Raw genomic sequence first — 16,420 nt, forward strand, 5'->3', positions numbered from 1 at the left:
ATAGTTTCCTCTTTATCAGTTCATATGAATTATAATAAAAAATTAAATTTCTATATTTATCTTTTTAAAAATGGTATTTTGTTTATTGATATCCATTTTAATTTCAAAGCACATACACCATACAAAATGGTTGTAATACTTAATGCTATACCACTGAATAATAACGTCATAATTCTTGAAGATGTAATATTTATCACATTACATAGTTCATACAATCCTAGTCCCAAAATACATGCTATTGCTAGCACACCAAAAAAGCTTTTTAAATGAATAGAATAGGCAATATAGCTTCGAATATACAAATGATTTACAATACAAATCAATACGTAAGTAATGAATGTACTATACGCCGCTCCATCTATGCCAAACTTCTGCACGAACATTATGTTTAACACGACTTTCACACAACTCGCACCAATAACAATCCATGCAGCTTGTGCAGAACGGTTAATGCCCTGTAAAACACCTATTGATAATACCATAACCGCAGTAAAATACGAACTGCCAATCATAACTGTTAACATACTACTGCCTTTTACATCTGTGAACAATCCGACATTTAACGGTACTGTTAATGCCATCAACCATATTGTTAACGGTGCTGTCAAAACATGCGCTAGTCGATTTGTATTTTGAATTGTTATTTTCGCCAAATTTATATCTCTTTTGGCCAATGCGGAAGTTAAGAGTGGTATTAACGGAAATACAATTGCGCTTGCAAAAATAACAATTATTTGCGTGAATGCAAAACCGCGACTGTATATTCCAAATTGTTCTTGAATTTCTGTTGATGATCCTTGTAATACATGCGGTATTGTAAGCGAGTCTACTAAATTTAAAAGTGGCATTGATAAAGCTCCAATAGCGATTGGGATCGATACCCGCAATATCTCTTTGCCGTTTTCTCTTAAATCTCGGAGCGAATAGGAATTGCTTTTATTGTAGTATGGACTTCTATTATATTTTATACGCAAATATATAAGCGAACTAATGACTCCAAGAAAAGAGCCAACCATCGCACCACTAGTAATAACAGTATTACTCTTATCCCATGATACTAGTATGTAAGCAATTATTAACATAAAAAACACACGTACAAATTGCTCAATGACCTGTGATACCCCTGTTGGTTTCATATCACCGAAACCTTGAAAATACCCTCTATACACCGCCATGTATGGCGCAATGAGTAATGCTAATGAAGTAATAAGCAACGGCATTCTAGTTTCTTGTCCACCAAGCATATTTGCAATTTCAATAGAAAATAATACAATGACTAAACAGCCGAAAACGCCAAATGCTATCCCAATAATTGACGCTGATTTAAATAATTTCGCAATTTCCTTTTGCTTATTTTTTTCGTTCAACTCTGCAATTAGTTTCGAAATTGCAAGTGGAACTCCGGCTACCGATAATGTAAGAGCAATCATATATACAGGAAAAACAAGGCGGAAAATACCGAGCACTTCATCTCCTGCAATATTTTGTAATGGAATTTGAAAAAAACTACCCAGCAATTTCGACAAAAAAGTTGTAATGGTTAAAATTGCTGCTCCTTTTACAAATGTTTTATTCATATTTTTTCTCTTTTCTTTTATACATATACTCTCAAACATATTGTTTTAAACGATAGGAATTCACTTTATCCCATTGGTTATCATAACAAATTTATTATAGGTTGAATACTTGGTTTTTTTTTCAAAATAGAAAAGAGAACCCATTTAAGCCTGTCTCTTCACAATATTTTTTCTAATTCCTTCCATTATGTATGTACACACTATAACCGTTTCTGTTACGCAAAAAGAGCCCTTCCTCCCTATCACTGCGATACATATTACTAAAAACATTATAAAAATATCCCACAACTCTACATTATAATTTATGTAAGATTGTGAGATATTCTAATTACCATCTAAACACTTAAGATTTTCAATTGCTCTTTCTGTTCATCGCTTGCCATTACTGCGATTGTTTTTTCAATACTCGGATGTACTTGCTCAAGCTTTACACTTGCTCCTACTTTATTTGATTGCTCAACAAAATTTAATAAGGCCATAGCTCCTGATACATCCATATAACGCACATCTTTCATACGTAAAATAACCGGTGACTTCACATCTTGTAAAGTAGAGAAAATACGATCTACTGATAGGAAAGAGAGCGGTCCTTGAATTGTGTACGTTTCTTCTTTTTCTTTTACGATAGAAGTTTTACGTTCTTTACATTTCACCATATATATGATGAACGAAAGAATAATACCGAATGCAACAGCAATCATTAAATCGAACTTCACCGTTACAATCATCGTTACGAGCATAACAACGACATCACCTTTAGGAGCGACATGCATCTTTTTCATGCTTCCCCAATCGAACATTCCAATACCAGTTAAAATTAAAATACCTGATAATACAGCAAGTGGAATATATTGTACGACCGAACCAAGACCCATAATAAAAATAAATAAGATAACACTATGCATACATGCCGAAAGTGCCGTTTTACCGCCACTTCTTATATTCACGATAGACCTTACAGTCGCACCTGCACCTGCTAATCCGCCAAACAATCCGCTCATCATATTACCGATACCTTGTCCGACCAGTTCTTTATTACTTTTATGACGTGTACCTGTCACATTATCCATTACGACCGATGTTAACAACGAGTCAATCGATCCTAATAAAGCAATACTAAGCGCTGGCAAAATAAGTGCTGCTATTCCTGTTCCACTTAAAGATGGAATATGAAGCGTAGGCATCGCTTCTGGAATGGTTCCAATCTTTTCAATTACTTTATTTAGTGAAAGATTTCCGATAATCGGTAACTTTACTGTAAGTCCTTCGAGTAAGGAAGAAAATAAAGGAAGCAAAGCTGTCACACCGACTAGTGCTACTAAACTAGACGGAATCGCCTTAATCCATTTACCAGAAACAATCATTACAATAATCGTTAACACAACAAGTAAAAAACTATTTTGTACGTGCTTTATTTCGCCTAAAATAATGATTAATGCAATACCATTCATAAATCCCGAAACGACAGGATACGGAATATATCGAACGTAAGAACCGAGCTTACATACACCGAATAAAATTTGAAATAACCCTGCCATCATAAAGGCAATAAAACTTGCCTCTAACCCGTGCGTCGCAATAACTCCTGTTGCAATAACGGTAATTGGTCCAGTTGGCCCTGTTACTTGCCCAGGTGTCCCGCCAAATAACGCTGCGAATAAACCTGCAAAAATCGCACCATACAATCCAACAAGCGCTCCCTCAGACGTTCCTGTCGCGGCAATACCAAATGCAATCGCAAGTGGTAACGCAACAATCGCAACAGTAAATCCTGCTAAACATTCCTTTGCTATTTTTTGAAACATAAAAAAACCACCTTTGTATAAAGTCCATGTTCCATTGTACACCTAAAAAGATACATTCGTTAGCTCACTTTTTACATTCTCGTGACGTAAACGTATTCAATGAAAAGTTTCCCCCTTATCTTTGGAAACAATTGCAACTATGCTATAATGAACAAATTAAATCTTTTACTATATACTTGGAGGCACTATGCTAACTTTTGAAGAAAAATTATCGATTATTGAATCTTTCCCAGAACTAGAAAGAAAGAACGTATCATTAAAACGTGTAAACTTCCACTTTGAAGAAAGTCGTTTAGATAAAAAGAACGTTGTATTTCATTTACACCCAAATGGAAATGGATTTGTATATGCAAGCGGTATTAAAGGTTATAAAACAGATGATAAAGGCATGGTTAACATCCGTGAGTTTTCAGCAGAGGAGTTACGTTCAGTAATTGAGAAATCAATTGACCTTCTATCACAAGAAGAAATAGTAGCACCTGTAGAACCTGCGAAAGAAGAAGAATGGCAGAACGAAGATGGTCATATTCTTACTCTTATTTCAGAGGATGACATGTGGAACGTGTACGCTGGTGTAAACTTAGACGGTACATTCAACTCTTATCCAGAAGCTGCGGAATACCTTGATGAAGAAGGCTTTTCACGCAAATAAAAATAGAAAGTGGTTTTCGCAACATAACTATTAAGCAATGTTGCGAAAACTATTTCATTCAACGACTTTTATGGCAATCAAAGAAGACACTTAAGGTGTCTTTTTTTGTTATATAAACTCCTTTCTCACACTATCTCTACTAATTTTCATAAAATGATTTAGAGGAGGTTTATATGAATAAAACTGCTAAATTAATAAATTGGAAAGAACATGGCGATATGATTATTCTAGAATGTGAATTAAATGGAAAACGCTTCGAAATATCAACATATAAACAACGAATATATAATGCACACCTTTTATCAGCTGACGTTTATATTCGTTTAGACTCATCTGATAATATAATTGGAATAAATATTTATAAAAAGTAAGAAAAGCCCCCTATTCGTAGGCGGGCTTTATCTTTATTACACAATGTTAAAGTATACTCTCTTTTTTTCATACAGTTTATGTAATTATACATATTCATCAAAAAATACACTAAATGAATATTACATGTAGTAAAATATAACTTGTGGGCACGTTCTATAAAGCAGATTCTTTTAAAAGGCGTAACATATCAATTATTATAGGGGATGTGGCGTCACTTCGATATTGGTCTCAAATCTCTTGTCTTTTGTGAACTAACAATCTAGTGTATATAGACGATTCTGCTTTATAGTGTGTGTTTACACTTATAACAAAGGGGTAATGGTAATACGGATAGATTCCGATTCGTATGAAATGAAATGGTTCAAGTCGGAGAGAGGCACCTTAAGGTGTCTTTTCTTTTTGGACATTATTGTCCACTTTGTTTTTCCACCTTATTTCAAATGCGCTAATTAACCTTCACCAAAAAGAAATGAGAATTAACAAAGATATTGTTTCTTCTGTTTAATACAGAAAAATGAAGGATACCCCATAGATATGGGGCATCCTTCATTTTCTATTTTTTCGCACCTTTCAACGACTCCCTCAGTACAAACTTCTGCAACTTCCCGCTCGCATTACGAGGGAGTTCCTCTACAAATAAATAATGACGCGGACGTTTATAATCTGCTAATTCATCACTTTCTTTGCAATACGTTTCTAAATCAGCTTCAGTTATTGTTTCATCTTTCTTCACAATAACTGCCACAACACGCTCTCCCCATAATTCATCTGGCTCACCAAGTACCGCCACATCTAATATACCTGGATGACTATGAAGGAAATCTTCAATTTCACGAGGATAAATATTTACGCCACCACTAATTACCATATCATCAACGCGATCAGCAACGAATAAATAACCGTCTTTATCAAAATAGCCTAGATCACCAGAATGATACCATCCTTTATACATCGATTTTTTATTTGCTTCTTCACGATTATGATAGCCAGCCATCATAGTTGGACCGCGCAAAATAATTTCTCCCACTTCATAAGGAGGTAATACATCATCTGGTTCTGCAGGTGCATCCTCGTTCGGTTTCACAATACGAACTTCATGGCTAAAGCATGGCGTACCTGCTGAACCAGCTTTCGTAATTTGATCCTCCTCTACGAGAAACGCAACAACTGGTCCCATTTCTGTCATTCCGTATATTTGAACAAGGTCAATATAAAGACGTTCTTTACATTCCTTCACTAACGCCGGTGCCATTGCTGCTCCGCCATATATACCGATTTTCATTGACGTTAAATCATACTGAGCTAAATCTTTTTGCAACAACATATTCCACATTGTCGGCGCTGCAAAGAACGTCGTAATCTTTTCTTCTTGAATCGTATGTAATACTGTTTCTGTATCAAAATGATGCAAAATAACATTCTTTCCGCCAACTTGAATGCGTGGTATGATTCCGGCATTTAATTCACCACAGTGATATAAAGGTGCAACGACAAGCCCAACACTATCTCTATTATATTTAAGGAAATACGTACAAATCATACTATGCTCAGCCATTTCACGGTGACGATGTAACACGCCTTTCGGATGACCTGTCGTACCGCTCGTATAAAGCATTGAACAATAATCCATTTCATCAATTTCGATATTTACTTTCTCAGAAGATGCTGCATTCACTTTTTCTTGGTAGGAACTTGCATAGGAAGGTTTATCGTTTTCTATAGACCAAAAAGATGTATTTGGAAAATCTCTTTCAATTATAGCAACAGTTGACTCAACTGCTTTTTCAAAGACAACGACTTTCGAGGATGCGTCCTGGAGAATATAAGATACTTCTTTTGCTTTTAAGCGGAAATTAATCGGGTTAAAGATCGCTCCAATTTTCGCACAGGCTAAGTAAACGTTTACAAATTCACGACAATTATATAAGTAAACAGATACAGTATCTCCCTTTCTTACCCCTTCTTCTAATAGAGCTTGCGCTGTTTTATTTATTTGTTCATCCCACTGTTTATACGTCCAGCGAATATTTTTTTCAGGTTCCACTAACGCCTCTTTATTTGGATACTTACCAACTGATAAATCAAAAATTCTCCCTATCGTCATATACATGCCAACAATTTCCCCCTTTTCTCTTTCATAAATCTATCATTTCGTCCATAAGTAGACATTGTCCTTTAATGATTTGACTAATTTTTCTGATTATTATCGACATAGTTTTACATACGGTACCGCTAGACGGTAAATGAAATTATATCGGCGATTTTCCAGATATATCGACCGTAACTTGAAATATATCAGCGATTTTCAAAATATATCAACCACAACTCAATTTATATCAGCGATTTTTCGAATATATCGACTTACCGACAAAAACTGACAAGATATAATCGGACCGTCTGTTACTGCAGGATAAAAAAGAGGTTATTCCGACTCGGAACAACCTCTTTCTTCTTATACAAATAGCTCTTCTAAAATTTTCAGTTTATCTTCTGTATATTTCACAAAGCCATCGTTATATGATTTTGGATCTTTCGGATTTGCAAAGTGCGTAATTGCTCCCGTCTTCGGATGAACAAATTTACTTGATGCACCACAACCAAGTCCGATAATTGATTGTACTTCTTCCATAATGACAATGTTGTAAATACTTTCTTGCGTCGGCATTGCATAACCAACGTTCTCTAAGTTACCTAAAATATTCTTTTGACGATATAGGTAATATGGTACGTAATTATGCTTTTGCGTCCACTCTTCTGCTTCGTGCATCATCGCTGTAATTTCTTCGCGACCTGCTACTTTATATTTACGTTTGTTTTGCGTCATTTCAGAAGCACGTTTGAATGATAACGTATGAACTGTTAATGATTCTGGCATTAACTTTTCTGTTTCATCTAATGTATGCTTGAAGATATCTAACCCTTCACCAGGAAGACCAATAATTAAGTCCATATTAATATTGTTCATTCCCATTTCACGAGCTAAATGGTATTTCTCAATTGTTTCTTCTACAGTATGATGACGTCCAATTGCTTTTAGTGTCTCTTGATGGTATGACTGCGGATTAATACTAATACGGTCAATATTCCATTTATTTAACACTTCTAGCTTTGCTGGCGTAATTGTATCTGGGCGACCTGCCTCAACTGTTACTTCACGCACATTTTTCACATCTGGGAACGCTTCATACATTTCTTCATACAGCATATCCATCTCTTCTGCTGTAATACTTGTAGGTGTACCGCCGCCGTAATAAATCGTCGTAACTTTTACACCTTTTTCTTTTAAAAACTTACCAATTTCACGAACTTCATAATGTAAACCACCTAAGAACGAATCAACAGATCCTTGGCGTCCATTAATTGCATAAGCCGGGAATGTACAGTATGCACATTTCGTTGGGCAGAACGGAATACCGATATAAATACTTACTTCTTCTTTCAAACGGTATAAATCCGGAACAACTGCTAATTGGCAATCAACAATGCGCTGAAGAAGTTCAATTTTCTCTTCATGAATTAAATAACTTTCACGAAGTTCTTGATGCGCTTCTTCTTTTGACATACCATTTTGAAGCATTTTGTGAAGAAGTTTCGTCGGACGTACTCCCGTTAAAATACCCCAGCTTTGTTCAATACCAGTTAACTGCTGAAGAACAGAAAGATATACATAAGAAACAACGTGTTTCACTTGCTTCATACGCTCTTTTTCATCTGTGAAAGCAGATAAATCTTTCGAGAATGTTTCTTCATACACATTTCCTGTGCTAACATCCGTTAATTGAGCGGATGCTTTCACATTATCCTCAATGTGTATATCAACGATCAGATTTGCTTCCTCTTGTTCAAATCCAATCGTACTCTCTTCAAAAAATAAGCCGCCAATATTTTGTAGCGGACGTAAAAAACGATCATCTTGTAACGTTTTAATTGAAATTAACAACATTATCACCTTTTCATTTGCAAACTCTCTTTAGTTTACTTGAAGGGCGTTTACAGGTCAATACAGAAGGTTTTACCTGTTTCTCTTACATTTTTTCAAATAATTCTTTTTATGAATATCGCTCATGTATATAGACATCATCATTTTCTCTTGTTAAAATTTATTAGTGTTAAAATCGATACATAGTGAAAATACAATATAAAAGGAGGACTGTTAACACTAGATTCCACAATCTAATGTGTTAAAAACAAATATGAAAAAGAAATTTTATAGTGTTTTAACTCTCTCTCTTGCATTACAAACTGTTCTTGCACCTACTTATTCATTTGCAGAGAGTGCTGAAAAATCCGCCGAAGTATATACGGAGGATCAAGTTTTTAAAAGTATTAAAGAACATGTTAATGAGCATAGTACTCATGAAGAAGATATCGAGGTTACTGGCCAATTCCTACTATACACTTCAAAAAAACATTCATTATATACCACGAATGATTTAAAAAACAAATCGAATATCGAGATTACAGAACAAGTCGTAACGGCGACAAAGAAAAAAGGAAATGCTTACTACATAACGACGTCAACTGGCGCTGGATGGATAGATAACAATGATAATAGCTTAGAAGTTCAAGAGATTCATAAACTATCTAACCAAAAATTAATCGTAAAAGAAGAAGCTTCCATACATGCACTTCCGTTCAAATCATTTAAAGAAGAAGGGAAACTAGAGCCACAAGTCATAGTTCCTACTGAACAAGCTGGAAATTGGTTTAAAGTCCAAATAAATGAAACAGCAAAATGGATTTATGCACCTTCTGCTACATTTGAAGGTACAAAAGCTTCATTATTAAAAAACAGTCGTACTGCTAAAAATAGTTTATTGAGATCTCCAGAAGCTCTACAAACAAACACTATTTATGGCGTTACATTTAAAGAAATGATTGTCCCAAAAGGAAATGACGATATTCGCCCTGGCTACCCGATGGTACCTAAATATATTACGATTCACGAAACGGCTAATACAGCGAAAGGTGCTAATGCTCTAAATCATGCAAAATTCTTAGATAACCAAGCACGCGGAACAGCTGATCGTGCCGCATCTTGGCATTTCACAGTAGATGATAAAGAAATTTATCAACATCTTCCAGTAAATGAAGTTGGATGGCATGCTGGAAATAAAACTGGAAACTATGAATCTATCGGAATTGAAATTGCCGTTAATGAAGATGGAAACTATGAAAAAGCGGTAGAAAATGCCCGTAAATTGGCAGCTTATTTAATGAACGACTTAAATATTTCTCTAGATAAGGTCCAAAAACACCAATTTTGGTCAGGAAAAAACTGCCCTGCGTTTATGATTCAACGCGGACAATGGAATGCTTTCTTAAAAGGAACTGAAACATACTATAAGGAAAACCAAAAAAATCCAGTAACTGATGACATTACAGGTGGATGGTATGAACAAGACATTCGTCAATTAGCAGCTAGAGGCATTATGCAAGGAGAAGGAAACGGCCAGTACTTCCCAGAACGTCTTGTAACGCGTGCTGAATTTGCTACACTAATTACTCGTGCTTTACAATTACCAAGTGGAAATGCTAATTTCACAGACTTAGAACAAGTACACCCATCTTTAAGAGACGGTATTAATCGCGCAGCAAGCGCAGGTATAATCCGCGGACGTGGTGATAATACATTTGACCCAAATACTACAATTACACGCGAAGAAGCTGTTATTATGATCGATCGTTCTCTAAAACACGCTGGTATTTTTGCAAAACAAGTTGAACTACCATTCGTAGACCAAAACTTAATTTACGCTAAAGAAGAAGTACAAAGAGTGTATGGATATGGAATTGTAAAAGGTAATGAATTGAATCAATTCGTACCAAAAGGACCATCACAACGTGCTCACGCAGCTGCATTTATAAACAGAATGCTTAGCGTAATTGAAGCTTAACATATTTATCATTCCATATAGATATTTTCATTTTATCTGTATTCACTTAAAAGGCATCAGAGATTATATATCTCTGATGCCTTTTATACATCCGTTAACTATTTTTAGCCATGAATCTTAAACGTATTCCTAGTAACAGAAGCATAAAACCGATGAATGGAACATAATTCGTATTGTGTCCTGTAGCTGGAAGTTGTTGATTATTAGAAGAACCTTGTCCTTTTTCTGGGAAATTAGGTTTTTCTACTCCTTCACCTGGCTTCCCTGTTTCTTCACCTGGTTTCCCTGTTTCTTCACCTGGTTTCCCTGTTTCTTCACCTGGCTTCCCTGTTTCTTCACCTGGTTTCCCTGTTTCTTCACCTGGCTTCCCTGTTTCTTCACCTGGTTTCCCTGTTTCTTCACCTGGTTTTTCTGGACCTTTTTCTGTATCTTTTTTATTTGTAAATTGAAGCTTTACAACTTCAATTTTTTCATTAGAAATCGTAAATTTCATTTCCTTATCGGATAAAGTATATCCTTCTGGCGCTTGGATTTCTTTTAAAGTATAATCTCCTGGTTCTAACTTCTTAGAAGTCGCTTTACCGCTCTTATTTGTTGTTAATGTGTCGATTTTTGTTCCGTCTTTCCAAATTTCAAACACTGCGCCTGCTAATGTTTTATTTGTATTATTGGCATCTACCTTTGTAATTTCTAATTGACCTGTAATTTCTTCTTTCACTTTTTCATTCATAACTTCTTGTTTTACTACTTCATTTGCTACAACCTTTACTTCTACTGTTACTTCTAACGCCTTATAACCTTCCGGCGCTTTCGTTTCTTCTAACGTATACTTTCCTGGCACTAAGCTTTCGAATTTCACAACGCCATCTTTATTCGTTGTTTTCGCTTCTCCAACTACTTGACCAGCTTCGTTCTTTAATTTAAATTCAGCACCTGCTAGAACTTTTCCATTCTCCGCATCTTTTTTGATTACTTGTAAGCTTCCTAGTTCTTTTGCGTTTTCTACTTGTACTTCTACTACTTTGTTTGCTTCCACAACGACTTCAATTTCTTCTTTTAACAACTTATATCCTTGTGGTGCTTTTGTTTCTTTTAATGTGTACTTTCCTGGCTCTAATTTCTGAGAAACTACTTTACCTGTTTTATCTGTTCGTAACGTATCTACTTTTTTACCATCTTTGTACACTTCGAATTCTGCGTCTGATAATACTTTCGTTTTATCTTCCGCATCTACTTTTACGATTTCGAATTGTCCAAGACTCTTACCATTCGTTACTTTTACATCAATAACTTTTTCACCGTCAACTGTTACATGAATTATTTGTTTTGTTAACTCATAACCTTCTGGTGCTTTTGTTTCTTCTAACGTATATTCACCCGGCACAAGTCCGTCTACTTTAACTGTTCCAGACTTATCTGTTGTAATTCCCTCTTTTACAACATTTCCTTTCGCATCTTTCAATGTAAATTCTGCGCCTGCTAAACGTTTTGTTTGATCTTTATCATCCATTTTAATAATTTGTAGAGAACCTAAGATTTTTTCGTTTTCTGCTTCTACTTTTACTACTTCTTTCTCGTTTTGAATTGTTACTTTCCATTCTTTATTTGAAAGCTTGTAACCCGCTGGTGCTTTCGTTTCTTTCACTGTGTATTCACCTAGCGATAATTTCGGTGACATCACTTTTCCACTCTCATCTGTTTTCAGTTCCGCTACCTTTTTACCATCTTTATACACTTCAAATTCTGCACCTGATAACAATTTCGTTTTATCATTCGCATCTACTTTCACAATTTCGAATTGACCTGTTACTTTTTCATTCGTAACTTCTTGATTTACTACTTCGTTCGCTACAACGTTTACTTCTACTATCACTTCTAGCGCTTTATAACCTTCCGGCGCTTTCGTTTCCTCTAACGTGTACTTTCCTGGCACTAAGTTTTCGAATTTCACAACACCGTCTTTATTCGTTGTTTTCGCTTCTCCAACTACTTGACCAGCTTCATTTTTCAATTTAAATTCTGCACCTGCTAGAACTTTTCCACTCTCTGCATCCTTTTTGGTTACTTGTAAGCTTCCTAGTTCTTTTGCGTTTTCTACTTGTACTTCTACTACTTTGTTTGCTTCCACAACGACTTCAATTTCTTCTTTTAGCAATTTATATCCTTGTGGTGCTTTCGTTTCTTTTAATGTGTACTTTCCTGGTTCTAATTTCTGAGAAACTACTTTACCAGTTTTATCTGTTCGTAACGTATCTACTTTTTTACCCTCTTTATACACTTCGAATTCTGCATCTGATAATACCTTCGTTTTATCTTCCGCATCTACTTTCACAATTTCAAATTGACCTGTTACTTTTTCGGGAATCTTTTTATTCACCACATCTACAGTCAATACTTTATTAGCCTCTACATCAACAGAAACTGAACTAGATGATAATTCATACCCTTTCGGTGCTTCTACTTCTTTTAATGTATAGCTTCCAACTGGAAGTCGTTTCGATAAGACTTCACCTTTATCATCTGTAACAATTGTTTCCACAACTTTCCCATCTTTATCGATAACATCAAATTTCGCACCTGGCAGAAGTTGACCAGATTCACTATCTTTTTTCAATAATTTAAATTGGCCATTCTCTACTTTTCTCGTATTCTTCATAACAAGTTCAATTACGTTTGTATTATCAATTGTTACTTTGACTGGTGTATCAACTTTTATATATCCTTCTGGTGCGTTTATTTCTTTTACAAAATAGTCACCAAGTGGTAAATCTTTAACTTCTGCAATACCCTTTTCGTTTGTTGTAACGGTAGCCACAACGTTATTATCTTTGTCTATAACATCAAATTTTGCGTCTTTTAAAACAATATTTTCATCGTTTCCATCAACTTTTTTAATTTGTAAATGTCCTTTTTCAGCTGCTGGTTTATGCCACTTTGGCCAGTTAAATTTAAAGTTATGAACCTCAAAACCATCTCTTTGGTGTAATCCTCCAACATAGGCTTGTCCATTAATAGAACCACCTTTTGTTTCTACAACTGCATTAGGTGCAAACACACTACCTACTACACCATAACCTTTAGTTGTTATCTTTGTAGCATTAGGAAATACCCAAATTACCTTACTAGCTAACTCAGTAAAAGATGAATTAGGGTCGTATGCTTGAGATGTATTAATTAAATCCGTCGCCATCCCAGTATTTCTTGTATCATACAAAATTGCACCGCCACCAAAACTCACTTCTTCTGCATCTGAATAAATAACAATAAAGTCTTTATTCTCTACATTCGGAAGAAAAACGTCTTTTATATCAAATGCTTTCTTTCCCGTTTGGCCTGAAGAGACATAAATATTAGGGTTGTTTACATCTTCACCGATTCCAAAGCTCATATTAGGTTTTGGCTTATCAGTGTGTAGTTTACTTGCATCCCCAATTACACCATCGACGTCTTTTCTAAATTCTTTAAACTTAGCATCAATCTCCGCTTGCTCTTTATAAGAGATACGGTCATATGACGTTTTCATTGCGCCATCTGGGTCACCGTCTTTTGTCATCGCCACTGTTCCATCTTGAATAATTACTTGTCCTGCTCCCGCTTTTGTAAATTGACCGCCTAGTAATAATGATGGATATCCTTCATCTACCCAAGTTGCTCCAGCTAAGTTATTTGCTCCAGTTGCAGCCGCTACGACTGTATAACTTGATGCGTTCATATTTTTCTGAACAGCCATCGCACCTTCAATATCCGCACTCGTTGCACTATGATCTCCAAAAATGATGGCGTTGTAATAAGATACATCACCTAAACCTTTTAATTCTGTTGTAGCTGCCTCTGCTTTAAATGGTAAATGGATTAAAAAATTCATACATATTAGTAATACAACTATTAAACTACTACTTAATTTTTTAATTTTTTGATTAAATGATTTCCTCAAGAAATTCATTCCCCCTTTTAAACTTCCTAAAATCACAAAAAGAAGTACATATCATATGTACCAAACCTTACTCACATTAACTTAAAATAATCCATTTAAATAAAACAAAGGAACGCTACAACTACTTAATAAAATTACTACAATTCATTTTTGAAATAATACGTGAACTAAACTGTCATGCGGAAATACTTTTACGTATGGGAGCCCAATAAAATTAATCTGAAGAATATTTCATGTGGTGTAACTATTTTGACAACATCATTCACTTTACATTAGTTTTCTAAAGGATTCAAGTGAATTGTATGGATTTTATACACAATTCACATCTTAAAACGCTTTCACTTTTAAAAAATAAGCTCAACAAAAAAACGTAGCCAAAAAGCTACGTTTTTCTTTCATCGTTTCGGTGTATTTTTATGATTCTTCAAAAACGGAAGCGGGAACTGCTTACGAAAATGCTCTTTAATCATGTACTCTACACCGTTTTCACTATTTGAACGTGTAATCCAATCGGCCGCTTGCTTTAATTCTACAGGCGAGTTCCCCATCGCTACCCCAAGTCCCACGTTTTCAATAACCTCTAAATCTTCCATACTATCTCCAATCGCAACCATTTCATTTAGCGAAATATTTAAATGCTCTCCAAGCAATTGTAATCCACGTAATTTTGATACATTTTGCGGTAAAATTTCTATTCGTTTTGAATCACATTCAACATACTCTACATCTTGGAACGCTTTTCTTAATGTATTTAGCCCGCGTTCTTTTTCACCTTTAGTTTGGAAAAGAACATCAATTTTTGGCGCCGCTACCGGATGGTCACGAAGCGCGTCACCTAACGAATCTACAAATTGAACTGGATAAAATAACGGATCTGCGCTTGATAATACAGTGCGCGCAATTAAGTTTGGTGTATTTCTCTCACGATTTCCTATCGAAAACCGTTCATGAGAAATACGTACGTTACAATCAAAGTGCTCTAACACTTGCACAATGTTAAAAGTCTTCTCTTCAGACAATCTTCTTTGAACGTACGGCTTATCTAACGTTGCTGAAACGAAAGCACCACCATGTGTCACTAATATAGAATCTAATTTTAACGCCTTTGCTACTTTATGAGCGGATTGAAAATTACGACTCGTAAATAACGTAACGTATACATCTTTTCTTTTCACAAATTCAATTGTTTCTCTTAATCCTTTTGCAATTTTTCCATTGTTGTATAGTAGTGTCCCATCTATATTAAGAGCTAGTAAGCGATAAATCATGTCGCACTCCCCCTCTTCGCTGTTGTACTCTATCCATAATTTATGAAATAAATGTAGCAAATAGAACGAGTTAGAATTACTACTGAAAATTTGGTTTACTATATACATATACACTTAGCAAAGGAGATAGTACAATGCAGGCACCTCCTTCTTTTTATGAAGGCGATACGTTAGAAGTCGCAAAAAAATTACTCGGGCAAAAACTTGTTCATATTGTAGACGGAATAAAGCGAAGCGGAATCATTGTAGAAGTAGAAGCATATAAAGGCCCAGATGATAAGGCCGCACATAGTTACGGAGGCAGACGGACAGATCGCACAGAAGTTATGTTTGGTGCACCAGGGCATGCTTACGTATATTTAATTTACGGTATGTATCATTGCTTTAACGTTATTACAGCGCCAGTGGGCACCCCGCAAGGTGTTCTCATTCGAGCCCTTGAGCCAGTAGATGGAATAGCAGAAATAAAACTAGCGCGCTACAATAAGACCGAAATTACAAAAGCGCAATATAAAAACTTAACAAACGGTCCTGGCAAACTATGCCGTGCACTCGGAATTACTTTAAAAGAACGCGGCGTATCGTTACAAAATGATACGTTACATATTGAATTAGTTCCAAAAGAAGAACACATATCATCACAATATAAAATAACAGCAGGACCTCGTATTAATATCGACTATGCAGAAGAAGCTGTACATTATCCGTGGCGTTTTTATTATGAGGGGCATCCGTTTGTTTCAAAGAAATAAGCGATATCAACGATTTTTCAAATATATCTATCGTAACTTACAATATATCAACGATTTTTCGAATATATCTATCGTAACTTACAATATATCAACGATTTTTCGAATATATCTATCGTAACTTACAATATATCAACGGTTCGACAAGAAATATCGATTTATCGAC

The 16,420-nt window shown here is 35.3% G+C and carries 10 protein-coding genes; 4 read left to right on the plus strand and 6 right to left on the minus strand.

Annotated elements, in window-relative coordinates:
• Positions 1–56 precede the first annotated feature (56 nt).
• Both ACTFO4_RS17065 and ACTFO4_RS17070 read right to left on the minus strand, forming a co-directional pair.
• Complete coding sequence (locus ACTFO4_RS17065) at positions 57–1,577, minus strand: putative polysaccharide biosynthesis protein (RefSeq protein WP_061456838.1); 1,521 nt, start codon at positions 1,575–1,577, stop codon at positions 57–59.
• A 335-nt stretch (positions 1,578–1,912) separates the two neighbouring features.
• The gene (locus ACTFO4_RS17070) at positions 1,913–3,382 is read right to left on the minus strand and encodes a SulP family inorganic anion transporter (protein WP_000486653.1); all 1,470 of its coding nucleotides are present in this window, start codon (positions 3,380–3,382) and stop codon (positions 1,913–1,915) included.
• A 187-nt stretch (positions 3,383–3,569) separates the two neighbouring features.
• On the opposite strand from ACTFO4_RS17070, the gene ACTFO4_RS17075 reads away from it, so the two are divergent.
• Together ACTFO4_RS17075 and ACTFO4_RS17080 are read left to right on the plus strand one after the other, a co-directional pair.
• Entirely contained in the window at positions 3,570–4,034 is a 465-nt protein-coding gene (locus tag ACTFO4_RS17075; RefSeq protein WP_017674486.1) for a hypothetical protein, read from the plus strand.
• Between the two features lie 173 nt (positions 4,035–4,207).
• On the plus strand, positions 4,208–4,405 hold the full coding sequence (locus ACTFO4_RS17080; protein WP_440013968.1) for a hypothetical protein: 198 nt from the start codon (positions 4,208–4,210) through the stop codon (positions 4,403–4,405).
• Between the two features lie 554 nt (positions 4,406–4,959).
• On the opposite strand, the gene ACTFO4_RS17085 is transcribed toward ACTFO4_RS17080, so the two are convergent.
• Together ACTFO4_RS17085 and ACTFO4_RS17090 are read right to left on the minus strand one after the other, a co-directional pair.
• Positions 4,960–6,516 (minus strand): fatty acid--CoA ligase, encoded by a 1,557-nt coding sequence (locus ACTFO4_RS17085; RefSeq protein ID WP_061456837.1) that lies wholly within the window; start codon positions 6,514–6,516, stop codon positions 4,960–4,962.
• A gap of 342 nt (positions 6,517–6,858) precedes the next feature.
• Positions 6,859–8,349 (minus strand): coproporphyrinogen III oxidase, encoded by a 1,491-nt coding sequence (locus ACTFO4_RS17090; protein WP_061456836.1) that lies wholly within the window; start codon positions 8,347–8,349, stop codon positions 6,859–6,861.
• Positions 8,350–8,599: 250 nt separating this feature from the next.
• Here ACTFO4_RS17090 and ACTFO4_RS17095 point away from each other — a divergent pair, with 250 nt between their 5' ends.
• On the plus strand, positions 8,600–10,303 hold the full coding sequence (locus tag ACTFO4_RS17095; RefSeq protein WP_061456878.1) for an S-layer homology domain-containing protein: 1,704 nt from the start codon (positions 8,600–8,602) through the stop codon (positions 10,301–10,303).
• A gap of 94 nt (positions 10,304–10,397) precedes the next feature.
• Here ACTFO4_RS17095 and ACTFO4_RS17100 read toward each other — a convergent pair whose 3' ends face one another.
• Both ACTFO4_RS17100 and ACTFO4_RS17105 read right to left on the minus strand, forming a co-directional pair.
• Entirely contained in the window at positions 10,398–14,237 is a 3,840-nt protein-coding gene (locus ACTFO4_RS17100) for an MSCRAMM family protein (RefSeq protein WP_243820892.1), read from the minus strand.
• Between the two features lie 395 nt (positions 14,238–14,632).
• Positions 14,633–15,505, minus strand: a complete 873-nt coding sequence (locus tag ACTFO4_RS17105; RefSeq protein WP_000640431.1) for a Cof-type HAD-IIB family hydrolase — start codon at positions 15,503–15,505, stop codon at positions 14,633–14,635.
• Between the two features lie 134 nt (positions 15,506–15,639).
• Between ACTFO4_RS17105 and ACTFO4_RS17110 the strand changes: the two genes are divergently transcribed.
• Positions 15,640–16,257: a DNA-3-methyladenine glycosylase gene (locus ACTFO4_RS17110; protein ID WP_001148783.1), complete on the plus strand. Its 618-nt coding sequence runs from the start codon at positions 15,640–15,642 to the stop codon at positions 16,255–16,257.
• The last annotated feature ends 163 nt before the right edge of the window (positions 16,258–16,420 follow it).

The sequence above is a fragment of the Bacillus cereus group sp. MYBKT14-1 genome (assembly GCF_051915185.1).
Lineage (GTDB): Bacteria > Bacillota > Bacilli > Bacillales > Bacillaceae_G > Bacillus_A > Bacillus_A cereus.

Coding starts and splice junctions, on each gene's coding strand:
- ACTFO4_RS17065 (WP_061456838.1), bottom strand. CDS start 1,577: ATGAATAAAACATTTGTAAAAGGAGCAGCAATTTTAACCATTACAACT.
- ACTFO4_RS17070 (WP_000486653.1), bottom strand. CDS start 3,382: ATGTTTCAAAAAATAGCAAAGGAATGTTTAGCAGGATTTACTGTTGCG.
- ACTFO4_RS17075 (WP_017674486.1), top strand. CDS start 3,570: ATGCTAACTTTTGAAGAAAAATTATCGATTATTGAATCTTTCCCAGAA.
- ACTFO4_RS17080 (WP_440013968.1), top strand. CDS start 4,208: ATGAATAAAACTGCTAAATTAATAAATTGGAAAGAACATGGCGATATG.
- ACTFO4_RS17085 (WP_061456837.1), bottom strand. CDS start 6,516: ATGTATATGACGATAGGGAGAATTTTTGATTTATCAGTTGGTAAGTAT.
- ACTFO4_RS17090 (WP_061456836.1), bottom strand. CDS start 8,349: ATGTTGTTAATTTCAATTAAAACGTTACAAGATGATCGTTTTTTACGT.
- ACTFO4_RS17095 (WP_061456878.1), top strand. CDS start 8,600: ATGAAAAAGAAATTTTATAGTGTTTTAACTCTCTCTCTTGCATTACAA.
- ACTFO4_RS17105 (WP_000640431.1), bottom strand. CDS start 15,505: ATGATTTATCGCTTACTAGCTCTTAATATAGATGGGACACTACTATAC.
- ACTFO4_RS17110 (WP_001148783.1), top strand. CDS start 15,640: ATGCAGGCACCTCCTTCTTTTTATGAAGGCGATACGTTAGAAGTCGCA.